Raw genomic sequence first — 21476 nt, 5'->3', positions numbered from 1 at the left:
CAGGAGAGTGGTCTAGACCAAATGAATTGGCAAGGCTCTTTCCGGTTTTGGTCGTGCGGATCTGCCGCGAGCCGGTGCGGAACCGGTCGGAACGGGATGAACCGGACTACTCTTCGAGCGCGGTGGCGATCCAGGGCGTCACGGGCAGGTCCCGCACCTCGCACTCGACGGCCAGCTTCACCGTCCAGCGCAGCGCCTGCAGCACCACCGTGGCCAGCTCCTGCGGCTGCCCGTTGGCCAGCGCGATCTCGATCTGCTCGGCCGCGGCCTGCTGGTCGCCGTGCACCTCGGCGAGCAGCGTGCGGATCGCGGTGCGGACCGGCGGGTCGGCGTCGTCGATCGGCACCTCCTGGCCGTCCTCGTCGAAGACCTGCATCTTCACCGGTGTCGCGCCGCCGGACCCGAGGGCCGCGACCATGGCGCTGCACTCGGAGAACAGCAGGAGGACCAGCTCCCGGATCTCCTCGTTGCCCTCGGGCGAGCCGCTGAGGTACCCGGTGACCAGGTCGACCGCGACAGCGTCCTCCCCGACCTTGGCGGCGGTCAGGGCCTCGCCGGCCACGGCCTGGAGCCGCGACCAGCGATCCGGATCTTGCTGCGGGTGCATTCAGCCATCTTCCAACACGGAGTAGGGGCGCACAGCTCTGCATATTGCCTACCCGGTGGTGTTCGCCCGCCGCAACGCCTTGTCCGGGGCACCGCACCTCCGGTATGGGCCTGCCGCCGCCCGGGTGGTACCGGGGTATGACAGACCACGGGAGCATGTGCGGCCCCCGGTCCGGCACCTAGCATTCCGACCGTGTTCCGCACCCTCCTCCAGGTCGTGCTGCTCCGCGACCGGTCGCGGGTCTTCGACGACTTCCGCCACCGCCGCGTGCTCGGCGCGGCGGTGCTGCTCTACGGCCTGGTCATCGCGATCGGCGTGAGCTCCGACTACGTCACGCGGGAGGACCCGGACGGCTGGTGGCCGGCGCTGTTCGCCATCGTCGCCGGCAGCACCGCCCTGACGCTGCGCTCCACGCTCGTGGCGTGGCGGCTGGCCACGGCCGGCCTGGTGGCCATGCGGCTGCTGGTGAAGTCCGAACCCTCCATCCTGGGCTCCTGGCAGTGGTGGTGGTACGTGCCGGTGCTGCTGGCGGTCGCGGCCGTGCACCGCAGCCGGGTCGTGCTGCTCGTGGCGTTGATCACGTCCGGCGTGGTGTTCGCGCTGGGCCCGCCCGGCGAGGCCCTGTCGACGACCGGCTTCCTGCTCCCGGTGCTCCTGCTGGGGTACGCGGTGGGCGCGCGCGGCCGGGCCGAGCAGCGGTTCCACTCCGAGCAGGACCAGAAGGCGGCGCTGCTCGAACGCGCCCGGATCGCCCGCGAGATGCACGACGTGGTCGCGCACCACATGTCGCTGGTGGTCGTGCGGTGCGAGACCGCGCCCTACCGGATCCCGGACCTGCCCGAGGCGGGCAGGCGGGAGTTCGCGGAGCTGGGCGCGGCGGCGCGGGCCGCCATCACCGACATGCAGCAGCTCCTGGGCGTGCTGCGGGCCGAGGACCAGCGGCCCGACCGCGCGCCCCAGCCGGGGCTGGCCGACATCGCCTCGCTGGCCGCGGGCGCGTCCGTCACCGACGCCGAGGTGCCCGAGGCGGTCGGGCTGACCGCGTACCGGATCGTGCAGGAGGCGCTGACCAACGCGGGCAGGCACGCGCCGGGCTCGACCACGTCGGTCGCGGTGGAGCTGGTCGGCTCCGACCTGCACGTCGTCGTGCGCAACACGGCCGGCGGGCCGTCGCGGGGCGGCGGTGGCGGGCACGGGCTGCGGGGCATGCGGGAACGGGTGGCGGTGCACGGCGGTTCGCTGACCGCCGGACCGACGGGGGACGGGGGGTTCGAGGTGCGCGCGGTGGTACCGGTGGGTCGAGGATGATCAACGTGCTGGTGGTGGACGACCAGGAGATGGTGCGGGAGGGGTTCTCCGCGCTGCTGGACGCCCAGCCGGACATCACCGTGGTCGGGTCGGCCGGTGACGGCGTCGCCGCCGTCACCGAGGTGCGCAGGCTCCGGCCGGACGTGGTGCTGATGGACGTGCGGATGCCGGAGATGGACGGGCTGACCGCCACCCGGCTGCTGGCCGACGACCCGGTCAAGGTGCTCGTGCTGACCACGTTCGACCTGGACGACTACGTCTACGAGGCGTTGCGGGCCGGCGCCAGCGGGTTCCTGCTCAAGCACGCGCCCGCGAGCGAGCTGCTGGCCGCGGTGCGGGTCGTGGCGCGCGGCGAGGCGCTGCTGGCGCCCTCGGTGACCAAGCGGCTGATCGAGGACTTCGTCCGGGCCCAGCCGGTGCGGGTGGTCAGGCCCGCCGCGCTGAGCGCGCTGACCGAGCGGGAGACCGAGGTGCTGCTGCTGATCGCGCAGGGCCTGTCGAACGGCGAGATCGCCGCGCACCTCGTGCTGGCCGAGCAGACGGTCAAGACGCACGTGAGCCGGGTGCTGATGAAGCTGGGGCTGCGTGACCGCGCGCAGGCGGTGATCGCGGCCTACGAGTCCGGTCTGGTGGTACCGGGGTAGCGGTCCGGGAACGGCACCGCGGGGTGACGTCCCGGGGCGGGTGGTCTCCCTAACTTCGGCGCCATGCCGAACAAGATCGCCCTGGTGGCCGCGCTGCTGGTCCTGGTGACACCGGGGGCCGACCCGCCCGCGTTCACCCCCCGCGTCGAGGTCCACGGCGACCTCGCGCGGGCCGCGCACGTCGCGGTCGTCGTGCCGGGGTCCGATGTGGACGATCGCCGGTTCGGCGCCACGGTCGGGCGGATGGCGCACGACCTGCACGCGTCGATCGGCCGGTTCGACGTCGCCGTGGTCGCCTGGCTCGGCTACCGGACGCCGTCCGGCCTCGGGGTCGACGCGGCCTCCGGGCGGTTGGCGCGGGCCGGCGCGGTCGCGCTGGACGACTACGTGCGCACGCTGCCGGGCCACGTGCACCTGCTGTGCCACAGCTACGGCTCGGTGGTGTGCGGGCTGGCCCAGCCGCCGGTCGACGACGTGGTGTTCCTCGGCTCGCCCGGCGTCCGGGTGGACGCGGTCTCCTCGGGCGCGCGGGTGTGGGCGGCGCGCGGCGGACGGGACTGGACGCGGTGGGTGCCGTCGGTGCGGCTGGGCGACCTGGGGCACGGGCCGGACCCGGTCGACCCGGCGTTCGGCGCGCGGGTGTTCGACGCGGGCGACATCGCGCACGACGAGTACTTCCGGGAGGGCACGCCGTCGTTGCGCGCCCTGACCCGGATCGCGGTGGGGGAGCAGCCGTGAGCCGGGACCCGGTGGTCGACGCCACGCGCGCGATCGCGATCGGCGGGGTGGTGCTGGGTCACTGGCTGGTGACCGCCGTGGTGCTGACCGAGGACGGGCTGGTGGTGGACAGCCCGCTGCGGTGGGTGCCCGGCTTGGCCCCGGTGAGCTGGGTGCTGCAGACGTTGGGGCTGTTCTTCTTCACCGGGGGGTTCGGCGCGGCGCGGTCGCGCGTGCCGTGGTGGGTGAAGGCCCGCAAGCTCCTGGTGCCGGTGGCGGTCCTGCTGGGGGTGTGGGCGACTGTCCTGTTCGGACTGTCGCTGCGCGGTCTGCCGCAGCAGACGGTGATGACGGTCGGGTACCTCGTCGTGACGCCGCTGTGGTTCCTCGCCGTGTACGTGGTGCTGTCGGCGTTGACCCCGCTGCTGCTGCGGATGGGGTGGTGGGGCCTGGCGGTCCCGGTGGTGCTGGTGGCGCTGGACGTCGGGTGGGTGAACGTGGTCGCGGTGTGGTGGGCGCCGTGGCAGGTGGGCGTGCTCGTGGCCCAACGCGGGCAGCGCCGCTCCTGGGGTGCGGGGCTGTTCGCGGCGGGCGCGGTGGCGTTCGGCTCGCTGCTGGCGGCCGGTTACCCGGTCAGCGCGGTCGGGGTGCCGGGCGCGGCCGAGTCGAACCTGAACCCGCCGTCGGCCGCCGCGCTGGCGCTGGCGCTGGCCCAGGTGGGCTTGGTGCTGCTGGTCCGGCCGACGTTCCTGGGCCGGACCTCGGTCGCACGGGCGCTGAACGCGCGGGCGTTGCCGATCTTCCTGGTGCACCAGAGCGCGTTGCTGGTGGTGACGTTGGTCGGGTCGGTGTTCGGCGCGCTGCGCGGCCTGCACACCCCGCCGGTGGACGGGCTATGGGTGCTGGAGCGCGGGACGTGGCTGCCCGTGTTCGCCGGCGTGTGCCTGGTCCTGCTTCGGTATCGCCGCCAGCAGCGCGACGACGATCGTGCCGCCGTGCAGGGCGACCAGCGCGCCGGTCGGTTCCAGCGCCAGCAGCGGCGGGACGCAGGCCAGCGCGGTCAGCAGCCAGGGCCGGCGGCCGTGGCAGGTGCCGGCGTGCGCGGTGTGCAGCAGGTACCAGCCGAGCAGCAGGTGGATGAGGTTCTGCAGCGGGTCGACCTCGAACACGACCAGGGTGCCCGCCGTGCCCGCGAACCCGGTGACCACGAACCCGAGGACGCCCAGCACGCCGTAGCCCGCGCCGAGCGTGACCGCCAGCCGGGTGCGGTGGGTCTCGCGGGTGCGGCAGGGCGCGACGGCGGCGTTGCGCTCGAAGCGGTGGAACGCCAGCAGCACCGGCAGGAGCAGCAGCACCAGCACGGCCAACCAGCGCGGCCGGGTGGTGACCCAGTCGAACGCGGACGGTGAGTCGAGCAGGCCGAGCACGCCGGACACGGTGGCGAGCAGGGTGAGGTAGCCGAGGTAGACCGTCATGGGCGCGGAGCGGGCGAACTCGACCACCCGCCACTGCCTGCTGCCCGCGAGCCAGGCCGTGATGCCGGGCCGGAGCAGCAGGACCAGGCAGATCTGGGCCAGGCCGAGCACCAGCAGGCAGACGGTGGGCGGGCTGAGGTTCGAGCTGCCCTCGCCGGGCAGCGGCATCATCGTGCGGGGGTAGCCGCCGAACGTGATCAGCGCGAGCAGCGCGGGCACGGCGGCCACCGCGAGCGCGGCGAGCACCTTGCGCGAGATGCGGTGCAGGCTGCCGTCGGCGTAGTGGAAGCCGAGCTGTTGCAGCAGCAGCACGCCGAGCACCAGGTTGAGGTAGCCGCCGGCCCGCCAGTCGAAGCCGATCCGGACCAGGTCCACCACGATCATCGCGGCGACCAGCGCCACCGGCGTGACCAGGCGGGCGTGGTGGTGCAGCCAGGCCATCACCGGGGTGGCCGCGACCGCGACCACGTACAGGCCGAGGAACCACAGCGGGTGCGCGATCAGCCGGCCGAACGTCTCCACCCGCGACTTGTCCACGTCGAGCAGTTCGAGCGGCAGCGGGAGGACGAGCCACGCCAGCACGAACGCCAGCACCGGCCGCAGCAGCCAGGAGATGCGGGCGGCCAGGTAGCGGCCGTAGCCGCCCTGCTCGGCCTGCACGGCGTACCAGCCGGCGAGGTTGGCGTGGCCGCCGGCGAAGTAGAAGACCGGGATCACCTGGAGGGCCCAGGTGAGCAGCCACAGCCAGTTCGCGCTCAGCCCGGCCCAGTGCAGCACGGTGATCAGCGACTGGCCGATGACCACCAGGCCGAGCGCGGCCAGCCGCAGGAACGTGGCGTAGCGGTCGTGCGCGGGTGGCGGGCGCGGTGCGTCGTCCACGGCGTCGGGCTCCTGCCTGCGCGGCAGGCGAGCGAGCAGCAGGAACACGACGACGGCGCTGCCGAAGCCCCAGGCGAGGACCGGCTCGTGGCCGGGCGGGCCCCAGCGCTGCCGCCACGAGTTGAACTCCAGGCCGGCCGCGTAGAGCTGCGCGGCGGCGTGGCACCGCGTGCCGTGGCCGCGCGGGTTGAGGTCGCACTGGGTGTGCATGTCGGTGGCGAGCCGGGCGTCGAGCGCCTTGCGGGCTTCCGGCGCGAGCGGGCGGCCCTTCAGCTCGGCGTAGCGGAGCAGGTCGTAGCCGAGGTCGTGGGCGCGGCAGCCGGTGCCGAAGTCCCACTCCGTGTCACCCGCGGGCCCGGAGCAGCCGCCGCCGGGGGAGGTGGCCCGGGTCGTGCCGTCCGGCGCGGTGACCACCAGCGGGTCGCGGTCGACCACCTCGTTGAAGTCGGCCGGGAACCAGGTCAGCGGGTTGGCCCCGCCCGGGTTCGCCATCGCCTCGACCGCTCTCGCGGCGGTCGCGACGTCACCGGTGAGCGGGGCGGTGTCGGTGGCGCCCGCCGGGCGGGACGCGATCACCCCGCACACGAACACGGCCAGCGTGACCACCACGAACCGGAACCAGGCGGGCAGACGGGCGAGCAACCGGAGTCCCGGCCACCAGCCGGTGGTGTTCAACGACACGTTTCCCATTGGCAACCCAGCGTACGGACCGCCCACTCGAACCGCCACAGATCCCCGCGTGTCCTCCCTCCGGACCGCGAGAGTCCTACCTCCACGTCGCGAGAGTCCTACGCCCGGAACAACCGAGTTGAACGCTCAGAACATGCGACCTGCGCGTTCGCGGCAGTTCAGGGGTTGACGGGGAGCGCGCCCGACAGGGACGCCAGCGCCATCTGCGAGAGCAGTGCCGCCATCTGGTCGCGGTCCAGGTGGGCGCTGTGCGGCGTGGAGTTGATCAGGCCGAAGACGGCGTGCGCCGCGGCACGCGCGGTGGGCTCGTCCACCTCGGGCGAGGTCTTGCGGATGGTCTCCACCCACACCTCGACGTACCGGCGCTGGAGCGCCCTCACCCGCCGCCGGTCGGGGTCGGTCAGGTTCGCCAGGTTCCGGATCTGCACGGTGATCAGCGCCGGGTCGTCCAACGCGAAGTCGACGTGCCACCGGATCAGCTCCCGCAACGCGTGCGCCGGGTCGCCCGACGCCGCCACGCGGTTCAGCCCGCCGTCGAGCAACCGCTCGCTGATCGACGTGAGCATCTCGCCCAGCATCGCGTCCTTGCTGCGGAAGTGCCGGTACAGCGCCGGCCCGGAAATCCCCACCGCCGCGCCGATGTCGTCGATGCCGACGCCGTGGAAGCCGTGCCGGGCGAACAGTTCGGCGGCGGCGGCCAGGATCTGCTCCCGGCGGGTCTGCTTCGCTGGCTCGTCTGGCACGCCGCCCATCTTAAACGGCCAGCCCAGCGTACGTAAACGGGCGTTAACCAGATCGTCGGTGAACGATCACGGACCGGCCCGGCGAAACGCGTAGTTAACTCTTGACCCACTCTTCTTATATAGGACTACTTACTGGTAGCTCTTGTTGTGCTCCGCATCACACCCTGCGTTGTTTCCCTCCGGGAGGCTCCGATGCGCCTTGTCCGAACACTGTCCAGCGCGGCGCTGGCACTCGTGGCTTCACTGGCACTCGTCGTGCCGGCCGAAGCCGCCGCCGCCAACTACGTCGCACTCGGCGACTCCTACTCCTCCGGGACGGGCACCGGCTCGTACTACAGCGACTCCGGCAGCTGCAAGCGCAGCCAGTACAGCTACCCCGCCCTCTGGGCCGCGTCGCACGCGCCCGCGTCGTTCAAGTTCGTGGCCTGCTCCGGCGCCAAGACCGGTGACGTCCTCGCCAACCAGGTCAGCGCGCTGTCCGCGACGACCTCCCTGGTCAGCATCTCGATCGGTGGGAACGACGCCGGCTTCACCGACGTGATCACCACCTGCACGTTCGGCTCCGACTCGACCTGCACGAGTCGCGTCAACGAGGCCAAGGCGTACGCCACCAACACCCTGCCCGCCCTGCTGGACAACGTCTACACGCAGATCCGCACGCGCGCGCCGTCCGCGGCCGTCGTCGTCCTCGGCTACCCGCGCCTGTACAAGGTGCCGGGCAGCTGCTCGGTCGGCCTGAGCGACACCAAGCGCGCGGCGATCAACTCCGCCGCCGACACCCTGCACCAGGTCATCTCCGCACAGGCGGGCGCGAAGGCCTTCTCCTACCGCGACATGCGCACGCCGTTCACCGGGCACGAGATCTGCTCGTCGGACTGGTGGCTGAACAGCCTGTCGTGGCCGGTGGAGGAGTCGTACCACCCCAACCGCAACGGCCAGCGCCTCGGCTACCTGCCGCAGCTCACCGCCGTCACCGGCTGATCACCACCCGCCCGACCCGGAGGGGACCGCACCCAGCGGTCCCCTCCGGCTTGTGAACCGGCGTTAACAGGCGCTAACATCTCCTCAGGTTAACGACGGCTAACCGCGAGGAGCCCGATGGACGCCCCGGTGCTGCGCAGCACGGCCGACAAGTCGGCCGACGCCTTCCGGCGCTACCACGACGAGCACGCGCGGCTCGTGCACGACCTGCGCGCGAAGTTGGGCCGGGCCGCCCTGGGCGGCCCGGAGAAGTCACGCACCCGGCACGTCGAGCGCGGCAAGCTGCTGCCCCGCGACCGGGTCGACGCCCTGCTCGACCCCGGTTCACCGTTCCTGGAGCTGTCGCCGCTGGCCGCGACCGGCATGTACGGCGACGAGGCGCCCGCCGCCGGCGTCATCACCGGCGTCGGCCGCGTGTCCGGCCGCGAGGTCGTGGTCGTCGCCAACGACGCCACCGTCAAGGGCGGCACGTACTACCCGATGACGGTCAAGAAGCACCTGCGCGCGCAAGAGGTGGCGTTGCAGAACAACCTGCCGTGCGTCTACCTGGTGGACTCCGGCGGCGCGTTCCTGCCCAAGCAGGACGAGGTGTTCCCGGACCGCGACCACTTCGGCCGCATCTTCTTCAACCAGGCCACCATGTCCAGCCGCGGCATCCCGCAGATCGCCGCCGTGCTCGGGTCGTGCACCGCGGGCGGCGCGTACGTGCCCGCGATGTCGGACGAAGCGGTCATCGTGCGCGGCCAGGGCACGATCTTCCTCGGCGGCCCGCCGCTGGTGAAGGCCGCCACCGGCGAGGTCGTCACGGCCGAGGAGCTGGGCGGCGGCGAGCTGCACTCCCGCACGTCCGGCGTCACCGACCACCTCGCGGAGGACGACGCGCACGCGTTGCGGATCGTCCGCTCGATCGTCAGCACGCTGGGGCCGCGCGAGCCGCGCCCGTGGCAGGTCGAGCCGACCGTCGAGCCCGCCGTGGACCCGAACGAGCTGTACGGCGTCGTGCCGACCGACAGCCGCACGCCCTACGACGTGCGCGAGGTGATCGCCCGCGTCGTGGACGGCAGCCGGTTCCAGGAGTTCAAGAAGGAGTACGGCGCGACGCTGGTCACCGGCTTCGCCCGGATCCACGGCCACCCGGTCGGCATCGTGGCCAACAACGGCGTGCTGTTCGGTGAGTCGGCGCTGAAGGGCGCGCACTTCATCCAGCTGTGCGACCAGCGCCGCGTGCCGCTGGTGTTCCTGCAGAACATCAGCGGGTTCATGGTGGGCCGCGAGTACGAGGCGGCGGGCATCGCCAAGCACGGCGCGAAGATGGTGACGGCGGTGGCGTGCGCGCGGGTGCCGAAGTTCACCGTGGTCATCGGCGGGTCGTTCGGCGCGGGCAACTACTCGATGTGCGGGCGGGCCTACTCGCCCCGGTTCCTGTGGATGTGGCCGAACGCCCGGATCTCGGTGATGGGCGGCGAGCAGGCGGCGTCGGTGCTGGCGACCGTGCGGCGCGATCAGCTCGGTGACGAGTGGTCCGCCGAGGAGGAAGAGGCGTTCAAGGCGCCGATCCGGCAGCAGTACGAGGACCAGGGCAACCCGTACTACTCCACGGCCCGGCTGTGGGACGACGGCGTGATCGACCCCCTCGACACCCGGATGGTGCTGGGCCTGGCGTTGTCCACGGCGGCGAACGCCCCGATCGAGCCGGTTTCCTACGGCGTCTTCAGGATGTGATGGGGATGTTCGACAGCGTGCTGGTGGCCAACCGCGGCGAGATCGCGGTGCGGGTGATCCGCGCGTTGCGGCGGTTCGGCATCCGGTCGGTCGCCGTCTACAGCGACGCCGACGCCGACGCGCTGCACGTGCGGCAGGCCGACGTGGCGGTGCGGATCGGGCCCGCGTCGGCGCGGGAGAGCTACCTGTCGGTGGAGCGGATCGTCGAGGCCGCCCTGGCTGCGGGTGCGCAGGCCGTGCACCCCGGGTACGGGTTCCTCGCCGAGAACGCGGAGTTCGCGCGGGCCTGCGAGAAGGCCGGCCTGGTGTTCATCGGGCCGCCCGCCGACGCGATCGAGGCGATGGGCGACAAGATCCGCGCGAAGCTGACCGTCGCGGCGGCCGGCGTGCCGGTGGTGCCGGGTCGGACCGAGGTCGGGATGACCGACGACGACCTGGTCGAGGCGGCGGGGGAGATCGGGTTCCCGGTGCTGCTCAAGCCGTCCGCCGGCGGTGGCGGCAAGGGGATGCGGCTCGTGGGGTCCGCGGACGGGCTGCGGGACGCCATCGAGTCGGCACGGCGCGAGGCGCGCGGATCGTTCGGTGACGACGCGCTGCTGATCGAGCGGTTCGTCGGCAACCCGCGGCACGTCGAGATCCAGGTGCTGGCCGACGCGCACGGCGGGGTCGTGCACCTCGGGGAGCGCGAGTGCAGCCTCCAGCGGCGGCACCAGAAGATCATCGAGGAGGCCCCGTCACCGCTGCTCACGCCGGAGGTGCGCGAGGCCATGGGCAGCGCGGCGGTCGAGGCGGCCCGGTCGGTCGGGTACGTCGGCGCGGGCACGGTCGAGTTCATCGTGGACGGCGCGTCCGGCGACTACTACTTCATGGAGATGAACACCCGGCTCCAGGTCGAGCACCCGGTGACCGAGCTGGTCACGGGCGTGGACCTGGTCGAGTGGCAGCTGCGGGTGGCCGCCGGCGAACCCCTGGGGTTCACGTCGGTCGAGCTGACCGGGCACGCCGTCGAGGCGCGCGTCTACGCCGAGGACCCGGCGCGCGGCTTCCTGCCCACCGGCGGCACGGTCCTCGCGCTGCACGAGCCGGACGACGTGCGGGTGGACTCGGCGCTGCGGGTCGGGCTCGCCGTGGGCAGCGACTACGACCCGATGCTGGCCAAGGTGATCGCGCACGGCTCGACGCGGGCCGAGGCGTTGCGCCGGTTGGACGCCGCGCTGGGCCGGTTCGTGCTGCTGGGCGTGACGACGAACGTCCCGTTCCTGCGGGCGCTGCTGACCGACCCGGACGTGCGGGCGGGTGCGCTGGACACCGGCTTGGTGGAGCGCAAGCTGGACTCGTTGGTGCGCCACGACGTGCCGGACGAGGTGCTGGCCGCGGCGGCGTTGGAGCGGCAGCTCGCGGTGCGCGGTGACGACCCGTGGGACCGGTCGGGCGGCTGGCGCGTGGGCGAGCACGCGTGGACGAAGTGGTTGATCGACGGCGTCGAGGTCCGCGTGCGCGGTGACGAGGTGTCGGTCGCGGGCCGGGAACCGTTGCGACTCAGCGCTTCCGTCGACGACGGTTCACTCGTCGTCGGCGGTCGGCGGTACGCCGCGGCCCGTTCCGGCAACGTGCTGTGGCTCGGCGCGGACGGCCACGCGTGGGCGTTGACCGAGACCCTGCCGTCGGAGGTCGCGTCGTCGTCGGCGGCGGGCAGCGGTGGTCCGGTGACCAGCCCCATGCCCGGCACCGTGCTCGTGGCGCGTGCCGCCGAGGGCGACCACGTCACCGCGGGTCAGGCGTTGTTCGTGGTCGAAGCGATGAAGATGGAGCACACCGTCACGTCACCCGTGGACGGCGTGCTCGCCGAAGTGCACGTCCAGGCCGGCCAACAGGTCGCGCTGGACCAACCCCTAGCCGTCGTCGTGCCCCACCAGGAGTGAGCGATGTTGGACTTCCGCCTTGACGAGGACTACGAGGCGCTGCGCAAGACCGTCGAGGAGTTCGCCCGCGAGGAGGTCGCGCCGGTCATCGGCGGGTTCTACGAGCGCGAGGAGTTCCCGTACGACATCGTCGCCAGGATGGGGCGGATGGGCCTGTTCGGGCTGCCGTTCCCGGAGGAGTTCGGCGGCATGGGCGGCGACTACTTCGCGTTGTGCCTGGCGCTGGAGGAGCTGGCGCGGGTCGACTCGTCGGTCGCGATCACGCTGGAGGCGGGCGTCTCGCTGGGCGCGATGCCGCTGTTCCGGTTCGGCAGCGACGAGCAGAAGGCCGAGTGGCTGCCCCGGCTGTGCTCCGGTGAGGCGCTGGGGGCGTTCGGGCTCACCGAGCCGGGTGGCGGGTCGGACGCGGGCGCGCTGCGGACCACCGCGCGGGTCGACGGTGACGAGTGGGTGCTCAACGGGACCAAGGCGTTCATCACCAACTCGGGCACGGACATCACCGGCCTGGTCACGGTGGCGGCGGTGACCGGGCGGCGGGAGAACGGCCGGCCGGAGATCTCGGCCATCATCGTGCCGACCGGGACCCCTGGGTTCTCCGTGTCGCGCAAGTACTCCAAGGTCGGCTGGAACGCGTCCGACACGCGCGAGCTGTCGTTCCAGGACTGCCGCGTGCCGCTGGCGAACCTGGTCGGTGAGCGCGGGCGCGGGTACGCGCAGTTCCTGCAGACGTTGGACGAGGGGCGGGTGGCGATCGCGGCCGTCGGCGTCGGCCTGGCGCAGGGGTGCGTGGACGAGTGCCTGCGGTACGTGGGCGAGCGCGAGGCGTTCGGCCACCGGATCGGCCAGTACCAGGCGATCCAGTTCAAGATCGCGGAGATGGAGGCCCGCACGCACACCTCGCGGCTGGCGTACTACCAGGCGGCGGCGAAGATGCTGCGCGGCGAGCCGTTCAAGCGCGAGGCGGCCATCGCCAAGCTGGTGTCGTCGGAGGCTGCGATGGACAACGCGCGTGAGGCGACCCAGATCTTCGGCGGGTACGGGTTCATGAACGAGTACCCGGTCGGCCGGTTCTACCGGGACGCGAAGATCCTGGAGATCGGTGAGGGCACGAGCGAGGTCCAGAAGATGCTGATCGCCCGCGAACTGGGCCTGCCCCACTCCGCCTGACCACCCGAGCCCTACCTCCGCGCGTGTCCTACGTCCGGAACGCGCGTGTCCTACGTTCGGAACACCCATGTTGAACGCTCGGAACGGCGGTGCGGCCGACCTGAGTGTTCAACATGGGGTACGGGAACGTAGGACACGCGTGACGCGAACGTAGGACACGCGCGATCTGAACGTTGGACTCTCGGCGCGTGAAGGTAGGACTCTCGCGGGTCAGAAGTGGCCGTGGCGGCCTTCGCCCGACTGGAAGCGGCGCAGGCCCTGCTCCACCTCGGTCAGGGACACGAGGCCGTGGGCCAGTTCACCCGCCAGCGCCTCCGCCTCGGGCAGGCCCTCCTGCTCCAGCAGCGACAGCCGGTCCTCGCGCAGGCACACCTGCGGGAACGCGGCGATCTCCCGCGCCAGCGCCTCCGCGGCCAACCGGGAGGAGCCGCTGGGCACCACCCGGTTCACCAGCCCCATGTCCAACGCCTCCACCGCGCCCACCGGCCGACCGGTCAGCACCAGGTCCATCGCCCGCGACGCGCCGATCAACCGGGGCAGCCGCACGGTCCCGCCGTCGATCAGCGGCACGCCCCACCGCCGGCAGAACACCCCGAACACGGCGTCGTCGTCGGCCACCCGCAGGTCGCACCACAGCGCCAGCTCCAACCCTCCCGCCACCGCGTGCCCGGACACGGCGGCGACCACCGGCTTGGACAGCCGCAGCCGCGTCGGCCCCATCGGCCCGGACGGCGACCGCGGGTCGTTGCCCCTCGGCGTCCCGATCGCCTTGAGGTCCGCGCCCGAGCAGAACGTGCCGCCCTCGCCGTGCAGCACGGCCACCGCCGCCGTCGGGTCCTCGTCGAACTCGCGGAACACCTCGGTCAACGTGTGCGCCGTCGGCCCGTCCACCGCGTTGCGCACCGCCGGCCGGTTCAGCAGCACGGTGAACACCGGCCCCGACCGCTCCACCCGGACCGCGCTCACGGCTTCGGCAACCCCCGCTCCACGATCGCGCCGAAGTCGACCCCGCGCGGCAGGGTGCCGAACGCCGCGCCCCAGTCGCCGGACAGCCGCGACGCGCAGAACGCGTCCGCCACCGCCGGGTGACCGAACCGCACCAGCAACGCCCCCTGCAACGCCAGCGCCATCCGCTCCACCAGCCTGCGCGCCCGCACCTCGAGGTCACCGAGGTCGGTCAGCTCGCCCTTCAGCCCGTCGACCGCCGCGTCCAGCCGCCGGTCGGCGCCGCGCGCCGCGTCCAGCTCACCGAAGAACTCCTCCACCGCCTCCGGTGAACGCCCCATCGCCCGCAGCGCGTCCAGCGCGGCGACGTTGCCCGAGCCCTCCCAGATGGACATCAGCGGCGACTCGCGGAACAGCCGGGGCATCCCCGAGTCCTCGATGTACCCGTTCCCGCCCAGGCACTCCAACGCCTCGGCGGCGTGCGCGGGCGCCCGCTTGCACACCCAGTACTTGCTCACCGCGAGCCCGAGCCTGCTCCGGTTGCCCGCCAGCCACAGCGCCACCGTGGTCGCCGCCTCCGACTCCACCGCCAGGTCGGCCAGCACGTTCCGCATCGCCGGCTGGTCGACCAGGTACGCGCCGAACGCCTTGCGGTGCGCCGCGTGGTGCGTGGCCTGGGTCAGCCCGAGCCGCATCCCGGACGCCGAGCCGATCACGCAGTCCAGCCTGGTCGTGTTGACCATCTCGATGATGGTCCGCACGCCCCGGCCTTCCTCACCGACCAGCCACCCCACCGCGCCGTCGTACTCCAGCTCCGCGGACGCGTTCGACTTGTTGCCGAGCTTGTCCTTCAGCCGTTGCAGGAACATCGCGTTGCGCGTGCCGTCGGGCAGCACGCGCGGCAGCACGAAGCACGACAGGCCGCCCGGCGCCTGCGCCAGGGTGAGGAACAAATCGGACATCGGCGCGGACGTGAACCACTTGTGCCCGGTCAGCAGGTAGTGGTCGCCCTGCGGCACGGCGCGCGTGGTGTTCGACCGCACGTCCGAGCCGCCCTGCTTCTCGGTCATCGACATGCCCGCGATGAGCCCGCGCTTGGTGTCCGGCGCGCGCAGCCCGAAGTCGTACTCGCGGGACGCCAGCAGCGGCTCGAACCGCTCGGCCAGCGCGGGCGTGCGGCGCAGCGCGGGCACGGCCGCGTAGGTCATCGAGATCGGGCAGCCGTGGCCCGCCTCGGCCTGGCTCCACACGAAGAACTTGGCCGCGCGGGCGACGTGCGCGCCCGGCCGGTCGTCCCGCCACGGCGCGGCGTGCAGGCCGTTCGCGACGGCCGTGCCCATCAGCTCGTGCCAGGCCGGGTGGAACTCGACCTCGTCCACCCGGTGCCCGTACCGGTCGTGGGTGTGCAGCACGGGTGGGTGGGCGTTGGCCAGCCGGCCCAGGTCCTGGACGTGCGGGGTGCCCGCGAGCACCCCCAGCGCGCGCAGCTCCGGTTCGGCCCACTCCGCCCCGCCGCGCCGCAGGCCGTCCAGCAGCGCCGGGTCGGCGGAGACGTCGTGGCCTTCCAGCGGCGGGACCTGGTTGGTCACCTCGTGAGTGGCGTGGGTCATAACCACGTAGCCTACTACTCGCGGGTAACTTGGATGGGCGTGAAATTTGGGGGTGCTGATCAAGCTCCGGCGGCCTAACGTCGGTGCCGTGACCGATCACCCCGAGCGGAGTCGAGCGGCCGAGCACGGTCGAGCGGCGGAACACAGTCGCGCGGTGGCCGCCCTGCGCGGCCAGTACGCGGCTATACCGCCAGGCGCACCCGTGCGCCTGGCCAAGGCGACGTCGAACCTCTTCCGGTTCCGCGCCGACCAGTCCGGCGGGCTGGACGTGGCCAGGTTCGACCGGGTCCTGTCGGTCGACCCCGAGGCGCGGACCGCGCAGGTGCAGGGCATGACGACCTACGAGCACCTGGTCGACGCGACCCTCCCCCACGGTCTCATGCCGCTGGTCGTCCCGCAGCTCAAGACGATCACGCTGGGCGGCGCGGTGGCGGGTCTGGGCATCGAGTCCAGTTCGTACCGCAATGGACTGCCGCACGAGTCGGTGCGCGAACTCGAAGTCATGACGGGTGACGGCGAGGTCGTCGTCGTGGGTCCGGAGGACGACCTGTTCCGCGGGTTCCCGAACTCGTACGGGACGCTCGGCTACACGTTGCGACTGGACATCGAGCTCGAACCGGTCAAACCGTACGTACGCCTGCGACACGTGCCCTTCGCGGACGCGGCCGAGTGCGCCGAGGTGATCGCCGCCGTCTGCGCCGAGGGCTCCTACCGGGACGAACCGGTCGACTTCGTGGACGGCACGGTGTTCTCCGGTCGGGAGCAGTACCTGACCCTGGGGAACTGGGCCGAGACCGCGCCGTGGACGTCGGACTACACCGGCAACCACATCTACTACCGGTCCATCCAGGAGCGCAGCACCGACTACCTGACCGTCCGGGACTACATCTGGCGGTGGGACACCGACTGGTTCTGGTGCTCGCGCGCGTTCGGCGTGCAGCACCCGCTGGCGCGCCGCCTGGTGCCCAAGCGGTACCTGCGCTCGGACGTCTACCGCAAGGTCGTGGCGTGGGACCGCCGGCACAAGCTGTCGGACCGGTTGAGCAAGGCGGTGCAGGAACCGGTGATCCAGGACGTGGAGATCCCGGTCGACCGGCTCGCCGAGTTCCTGGACTTCTTCCACCGCGAGGTCGGCATCAGCCCGGTGTGGCTGTGCCCGGTGCGGTTGCGGAACCGGGAGGACGGTCGCCGGCCGGGCTGGCCGCTGTACCCGATGGACCCTGACGTGCTGTACGTCAACGTCGGCTTCTGGTCGACGGTGTCGCTGCGGCCCGACGAGGAGCTGGGCAGCCGTAACCGGCTGATCGAGGAGAAGGTCACCGAGCTGGGCGGGCACAAGTCGCTCTACTCCGACTCGTACTACGACGAGGACGAGTTCTGGGAGAACTACAACGGCCCGACGTACCAGGACCTGAAGAAGCGGTACGACCCGGCGGGCCGGCTGCCCGATTTGTACGCCAAGTGTGTTCTGCGTAGGTGAAGGGAGTCGGGGTCGTGCGGTTGGCGGAGGTGTTCCAGCGGGCGGTCGGAGGCGGCGCGTCCGTGCGGTTCAGCGCGTACGACGGGAGCCAGGCGGGGCCGGCCGACGCGGGTGTGAGCATCGAGGTGCGCACACCGGAGGCGTTGTCCTACCTGGCGTCGGCGCCCGGTGAGCTGGGGCTGGCACGCGCGTACGTGACCGGGCACCTGGAGATCATCGGTGACGTGTACGGCGCGTTGAAGCAGCTGTCCGACATCTCGCTGAGCGAGGTGCCCTGGGGCGAGCGGCTGGAGTTGTTGGCGACCCTCGGGCGCACCCGGCTGGGTACGCGGGTGGAGGTGCCGCCGCAGGAGCGGCGGTTGCGCGGCCTGCGGCACTCGAAGGCGCGCGACCGGGAGGCGATCGCGCACCACTACGACGTGTCGAACACGTTCTACGAGTGGATCCTCGGTCCGTCGATGGCGTACACGTGCGCCGTGTACCCGACCGCGGAGTCCACGTTGGAGGAGGCGCAGTTCGCCAAGCACGACCTGGTGGCGCGCAAGCTCGGGCTCAAGCCCGGCATGCGGCTGCTCGACGTCGGCTGCGGCTGGGGCGGGATGGTCATGCACGCCGCCCGCGAGTACGGCGTGCAGGCGCTGGGCGTGACGTTGTCGCGCAACCAGGCCGAGTGGGCGCAGAAGGCGATCGTGGAGGCCGGCCTGTCCGACCTGGCCGAGGTGCGCTTCCTCGACTACCGGGACGTGCGGGAGACCGGGTTCGACGCGGTCAGCTCCATCGGCCTGACCGAGCACATCGGCAAGGCGAAGCTGCCCGGGTACTTCCGGTCGCTGTACGGGAAGCTGAAGCCCGGCGGGCGGATGCTCAACCACTGCATCACCCGGCCGGACAACAAGCAGCGCGCCCGCACCGGCGGGTTCATCGGCCGGTACGTGTTCCCGGACGGCGAGCTGGTCGGGCCGGGGCACCTGGTGTCGTTGATGCACGACACCGGGTTCGAGGTGCGGCACGAGGAGAACCTGCGCGAGCACTACGCCATGACGTTGGCGGGGTGGTGCGACAACCTCGAGAAGCACTGGGACGACGCGGTGACCGAGGTCGGGCTGGGCCGGGCGAGGGTGTGGCGGCTGTACCTCGCCGCGTCCCGGTTGGGCTTCGAGCGCAACAACATCCAGCTGCACCAGGTGCTGGGCGTGAAGCTGGACGGCACGACGTCGCACATGCCGCTGCGCCCGGAGTGGCTGGGCTGAGGTGGGAGCCGGGTGGTGGGGCCGCGGTCACGCCACCCGGAACCGCAGGCGCGTGCGCGGCACCGGATCGGCCAGGTCGACGGCGGTGACCGGACCGGTCGCGAGTTCCTCCACGACGGACGACCAGAACGCCGCGGCGGCGGTGTTGGCGTGGTCGACGGACAACGTCCACACGCCGGGGTGCCGGGCGAACAGGCGGCGTGCCGCCTCGCGCGCCACCCCGCGCCCCCGGTGACCGCGGGCGACGAAGAACTCGGCCACGTTCCACGAGCCGTCCTCGTCCAGGTCGCCCCTGCACAGGGCGAAGCCCGCGAGCTCGCCGCGGGCCTCGATGAAGTACGCCTCCCGCCCACCCTCGGTGAAGTAGTGGTCGAGGTAGGGGTAGCCGAACGTGCCGTGCCGGGTGAGCGGCAGGTCCCGGATCTCGGAGAAGTCGTGCTGGTACAACTGGATCAGGTTGGCCAGCACGACCTTGTCCTGTTCACCGACCACCGCGAGTTCGACGTCCACACCGCGATCCAAGCACTCACGACAACCGGTTGACGATCTGCTGCACCTGGTCGGACGGGATCGCGAAGCCGATGCCCACGCTGCCCGCCTGACCGCCGTCCGACGCCGGCGAGTAGATCGCGGAGTTGATGCCGACGACCTCGCCCGCCGCGTTCACCAGCGGCCCGCCCGAGTTGCCCGGGTTGATCGACGCGTCGGTCTGGATCGCCTGGTAGCTGACCGACGAGTCGCGGCGCCCGGTCGAGGTGCCCGGCACGGTCACCGTCCGGTCCAGCGCGCTGACGATCCCGGACGTCACGGTGCCCTGGAGGCCCTCCGGCGAACCGATCGCCACGACCTGGTCCCCGATCTTCACCCGGTCGGAGTCACCGAACTTCGCGGGCGTCAACCCGCTCACCCCCGACGCCTGCACGACCGCCAGGTCGCTGGACGCGTCCGCGCCCAGCACCGCGGCGTCGACGGTCCGCCCGTCGCTCAACGTCACGGTCACCTGCTGCGCGCCGGCGACCACGTGGTTGTTGGTGAGGATCCGACCGTCCGGGGTCAGCACCACGCCGGACCCGAGCCCCTCGCCCTGCCCCGACCGGACGTTGACCTGCACGACGCTCGGCAGCACCTTCGCCGCGATCGTCGAGACGTCCGAGGTGGACGAGGCGTTGAGGGCCACCGGGCTGCTCACCGCCGCCACCCCGCCGCCCGACGCGTTCAGCGCGCCGACCACGCCACCGGTCACGCCGCCGAACAGCGCGGCCACCAGTGCCGCCGAGGTCACGACCGTCCCGGTCCGCCGCCGCCAGAACGGTGCCGGCTCCTGCAACGACCCGCTCATGGCGGGGAAGTCCTGTGTCGTCGTCATGCACTCAGGGTCGACCCGCAGCCTATGAGCAGGCTGAGCGTCCGGTCAGGACTTGCCAAGAATCGCGGAGACCTCGTCGCACGTCAGCAGGGACGACCCGAACAGCGGGCCCTGCGCGCCCGTGACGCCCAGCTCGACCAGCCGCCGGGCCTCGGCCTCGGTGCGCACGCCGGCCGCGTACAGCGGGAGCCCCAGCGACCGCGCCCACGTGAGCAGCGCCACGGCCGCGCTCTCCTCCACCGGGTCCGCGCCGTCCGCGAGCCCGTACACCGGGGAGCCCTGGAACTTCACCGCGGTCAGCGGCAGCCGCCGCAACCGGTCCACCTGGACGTTGCCGCCGCCCACCTGGTCGAGCACCAGCCGCACGCCGTGCTCGGCCAGGAACGTCAGCTCCTCCGCCTGGTCGTCGTTGATCAGCGCGGGCAGCTGCTCGCTCAGCTCGAACTGGAGCAGCCGCGCCGGCAGGCCGCTGTCCCGCAGCACCTGCCGCACGCTCGCCACCAGCTCCGGCTCCTGGCACTGCCGGGCGGTCAGGTCCATGCTCAGCACCGGCGTGGCGTCGCCGAAGTCGGCGTGCCAGCGGCCCGCGTCCCGGCACGCCCGCTCGATCGCCCACTTGCCCAGCCGGGCCGCCATCCCGGTGCACGTCGTCAGCGACACCAGCGCCTGCGGGTCGAGCAGGCCCTCCGTCGGGTGGTCCCACCGCACGCGTGCCTCGACGGCCAGCAGCGACCCGTCCACCAGCGAGCGCACCGGCTCGTAGTCCACCCGGAAGTCGTTCTGCTCCAGCCCGCCCGCGACCGACGCCGCCAACCGCATCCGGGCGCGCTCGCGCTGGTCGCGCTCCTTGTCGTAGAGCGCCCACTGCGCCTTGCCGTCGTCCTTGGCCCACCGCACGGTCAGGTCGACGCAGCGCAGCAGCTCGGCCGCGTCCGCACCGCGCGCGGGCTGCACCACGATGCCCACGCTGGCGGTCACGCCGACGCCGTCCTCACCCACCCACACCGGCTCGGCCAGCAGCTCGACGGCCGACTCGGCCATCGTCACCACCGTCGCGGAGTCGACCGGGTCGCGGATCAGCACGCCGAACTCGTCCGGCCCGATCCGGGCCAGCTGCCCGACGCCGTCGAACACCGACCGCAGGTGGTGGGCGACCACGGTGAGGACCCGGTTGCCGACCTCGTGCCCGAACGCGTCGTTGACCACCCGGAACCCGTCCAGGTCGAACACGACCAGCGCGAGCGTCTCGGGGCCGCGGAAACCGACCGCGTTCTCCAGCCAGCCGATGAACTGCGAGCGGTTCGCCAGGCCGGTCTGGATGTCGTGCAGGCTCTGCCGCACCAGCTGCGTCTGCAGCGCCCGGACCTCGTCGAGGCTCTGGATCATGGTCACGTAGTAGGCGGGCTCGCCGTCGTCGTCGCGCAGCAGGGCCAGCGCGACGAGCACCTCGACCAGGTCGCCGTCACCGCGCACCAACCGCGTTTCCACGCGGACGTGTTCCAGCCCGGCGTGCAATTGCCGACCGACCTCGGACATGACTTCGCGTTCGTCCGGGTGAACGAGGTCGCGGGCGACCGATCCGATCAAGTCGTCGGCGGTGCGGTCGAGCATCGAGAGCATCGCGTCGTTGCAGTCCATGATCACGCCGTGGGTGTCGGTGACCACGATGGCCAGTGCCGACGTCTGGAAGACGGCGCGGAACTTCGCCTCGCTCTCCCGCAGCGCCGATTCGGCTGAACGGGTGGAGGGCTGCGCGGTGGCGTGATTCTCCGCCGGAGTTTGCTCCGGGGTTCGGTCGGGAGTTTCCGCGGACGTCTGCGGCTCGGGCGCGTGCCGGGGGAGCGCGTCGGTGAACCCGGCGGCCAGGGCGCCGAGCACGGCCACCAACCGGGTGACCCCGGTGGCTGGGTCGAGGTCGGGGGCGAGCGGAGCACCCACCACACCGACAACTGAAAGCAACGAAACACCCA

Annotated in this window: 17 protein-coding genes and 1 pseudogene; 10 read left to right on the top strand and 8 right to left on the bottom strand. The window is 72.1% G+C overall.

The features are described from left to right. Positions 1-106: 106 nt before the first annotated feature. Positions 107-607, bottom strand: a complete 501-nt coding sequence (locus AB0G02_RS03000) for a hypothetical protein (RefSeq protein ID WP_360788426.1) — start codon at positions 605-607, stop codon at positions 107-109. Between the two features lie 192 nt (positions 608-799). On the opposite strand from AB0G02_RS03000, the gene AB0G02_RS02995 reads away from it, so the two are divergent. The 4 genes and pseudogenes from AB0G02_RS02995 to AB0G02_RS02980 all read left to right on the top strand — a co-directional run. Then, positions 800-1915, top strand: coding sequence for a histidine kinase (locus AB0G02_RS02995; protein ID WP_360788423.1), 1116 nt, complete (start codon positions 800-802; stop codon positions 1913-1915). After that, complete coding sequence (locus tag AB0G02_RS02990) at positions 1912-2559, top strand: response regulator transcription factor (protein WP_360788420.1); 648 nt, start codon at positions 1912-1914, stop codon at positions 2557-2559. The genes AB0G02_RS02995 and AB0G02_RS02990 overlap by 4 nt, the downstream gene beginning before the upstream one ends. A 63-nt stretch (positions 2560-2622) precedes the next feature. Then, positions 2623-3297, top strand: coding sequence for an alpha/beta hydrolase (locus tag AB0G02_RS02985; protein WP_360788417.1), 675 nt, complete (start codon positions 2623-2625; stop codon positions 3295-3297). Then, positions 3294-4169 (top strand): annotated as a pseudogene (locus tag AB0G02_RS02980) (acyltransferase family protein); the annotation flags it as partial. The gene AB0G02_RS02985 and the pseudogene AB0G02_RS02980, both read left to right, overlap by 4 nt. Here AB0G02_RS02980 and AB0G02_RS02975 read toward each other — a convergent pair. Both AB0G02_RS02975 and AB0G02_RS02970 read right to left on the bottom strand, forming a co-directional pair. After that, complete coding sequence (locus AB0G02_RS02975) at positions 4170-6320, bottom strand: phospholipase A2 (RefSeq protein WP_360788414.1); 2151 nt, start codon at positions 6318-6320, stop codon at positions 4170-4172. Positions 6321-6478: 158 nt separating this feature from the next. Continuing rightward, positions 6479-7063: a TetR/AcrR family transcriptional regulator gene (locus AB0G02_RS02970; RefSeq protein WP_360788411.1), complete on the bottom strand. Its 585-nt coding sequence runs from the start codon at positions 7061-7063 to the stop codon at positions 6479-6481. 192 nt (positions 7064-7255) lie between these two features. Between AB0G02_RS02970 and AB0G02_RS02965 the strand changes: the two genes are divergently transcribed. From AB0G02_RS02965 to AB0G02_RS02950, 4 genes are all read left to right on the top strand, one after another. Continuing rightward, complete coding sequence (locus AB0G02_RS02965) at positions 7256-8044, top strand: SGNH/GDSL hydrolase family protein (protein WP_360788408.1); 789 nt, start codon at positions 7256-7258, stop codon at positions 8042-8044. Between the two features lie 117 nt (positions 8045-8161). Further along, positions 8162-9766, top strand: a complete 1605-nt coding sequence (locus AB0G02_RS02960) for a carboxyl transferase domain-containing protein (protein WP_360788405.1) — start codon at positions 8162-8164, stop codon at positions 9764-9766. Further along, positions 9766-11688 carry an acetyl/propionyl/methylcrotonyl-CoA carboxylase subunit alpha gene (locus tag AB0G02_RS02955; RefSeq protein ID WP_360788402.1) on the top strand — a complete coding sequence of 641 codons (1923 nt, stop codon included), beginning with the start codon at positions 9766-9768 and terminating at the stop codon, positions 11686-11688. Before AB0G02_RS02960 ends, AB0G02_RS02955 begins: the two co-directional genes overlap by 1 nt. A 3-nt stretch (positions 11689-11691) precedes the next feature. Further along, positions 11692-12855 (top strand): acyl-CoA dehydrogenase family protein, encoded by a 1164-nt coding sequence (locus tag AB0G02_RS02950; protein WP_360788399.1) that lies wholly within the window; start codon positions 11692-11694, stop codon positions 12853-12855. A gap of 210 nt (positions 12856-13065) precedes the next feature. On the opposite strand, the gene AB0G02_RS02945 is transcribed toward AB0G02_RS02950, so the two are convergent. Beyond that, complete coding sequence (locus tag AB0G02_RS02945) at positions 13066-13821, bottom strand: crotonase/enoyl-CoA hydratase family protein (protein WP_360788396.1); 756 nt, start codon at positions 13819-13821, stop codon at positions 13066-13068. Continuing rightward, a complete protein-coding gene (locus tag AB0G02_RS02940; RefSeq protein WP_360788393.1) occupies positions 13818-15410 on the bottom strand; it encodes an acyl-CoA dehydrogenase family protein in 1593 nt (530 codons plus the stop codon). Before AB0G02_RS02940 ends, AB0G02_RS02945 begins: the two co-directional genes overlap by 4 nt. A 154-nt stretch (positions 15411-15564) precedes the next feature. Here AB0G02_RS02940 and AB0G02_RS02935 point away from each other — a divergent pair, with 154 nt between their 5' ends. Both AB0G02_RS02935 and AB0G02_RS02930 read left to right on the top strand, forming a co-directional pair. Then, positions 15565-16890 (top strand): FAD-binding oxidoreductase, encoded by a 1326-nt coding sequence (locus tag AB0G02_RS02935; RefSeq protein ID WP_360788391.1) that lies wholly within the window; start codon positions 15565-15567, stop codon positions 16888-16890. 14 nt (positions 16891-16904) lie between these two features. After that, the gene (locus AB0G02_RS02930; protein WP_360788451.1) at positions 16905-18140 is read left to right on the top strand and encodes a cyclopropane-fatty-acyl-phospholipid synthase family protein; all 1236 of its coding nucleotides are present in this window, start codon (positions 16905-16907) and stop codon (positions 18138-18140) included. A gap of 27 nt (positions 18141-18167) precedes the next feature. On the opposite strand, the gene AB0G02_RS02925 is transcribed toward AB0G02_RS02930, so the two are convergent. From AB0G02_RS02925 to AB0G02_RS02915, 3 genes are read right to left on the bottom strand one after another with little or no spacing between them, the layout of a single operon-like run. Continuing rightward, positions 18168-18650, bottom strand: a complete 483-nt coding sequence (locus AB0G02_RS02925) for a GNAT family N-acetyltransferase (protein WP_360788389.1) — start codon at positions 18648-18650, stop codon at positions 18168-18170. Between the two features lie 16 nt (positions 18651-18666). Further along, a complete protein-coding gene (locus AB0G02_RS02920; RefSeq protein ID WP_360788386.1) occupies positions 18667-19506 on the bottom strand; it encodes a trypsin-like peptidase domain-containing protein in 840 nt (279 codons plus the stop codon). A 45-nt stretch (positions 19507-19551) separates the two neighbouring features. Next, positions 19552-21447, bottom strand: a complete 1896-nt coding sequence (locus AB0G02_RS02915; protein WP_360788383.1) for an EAL domain-containing protein — start codon at positions 21445-21447, stop codon at positions 19552-19554. Between the last annotated feature and the right edge of the window lie 29 nt (positions 21448-21476).

It is taken from the genome of Actinosynnema sp. NPDC023658 (assembly GCF_040639995.1).
Taxonomy (GTDB): Bacteria; Actinomycetota; Actinomycetes; order Mycobacteriales; family Pseudonocardiaceae; genus Actinosynnema.
Note: the sequence above shows the minus strand (reverse complement) of the source record. Positions and strands in the feature narration are given on the sequence as shown.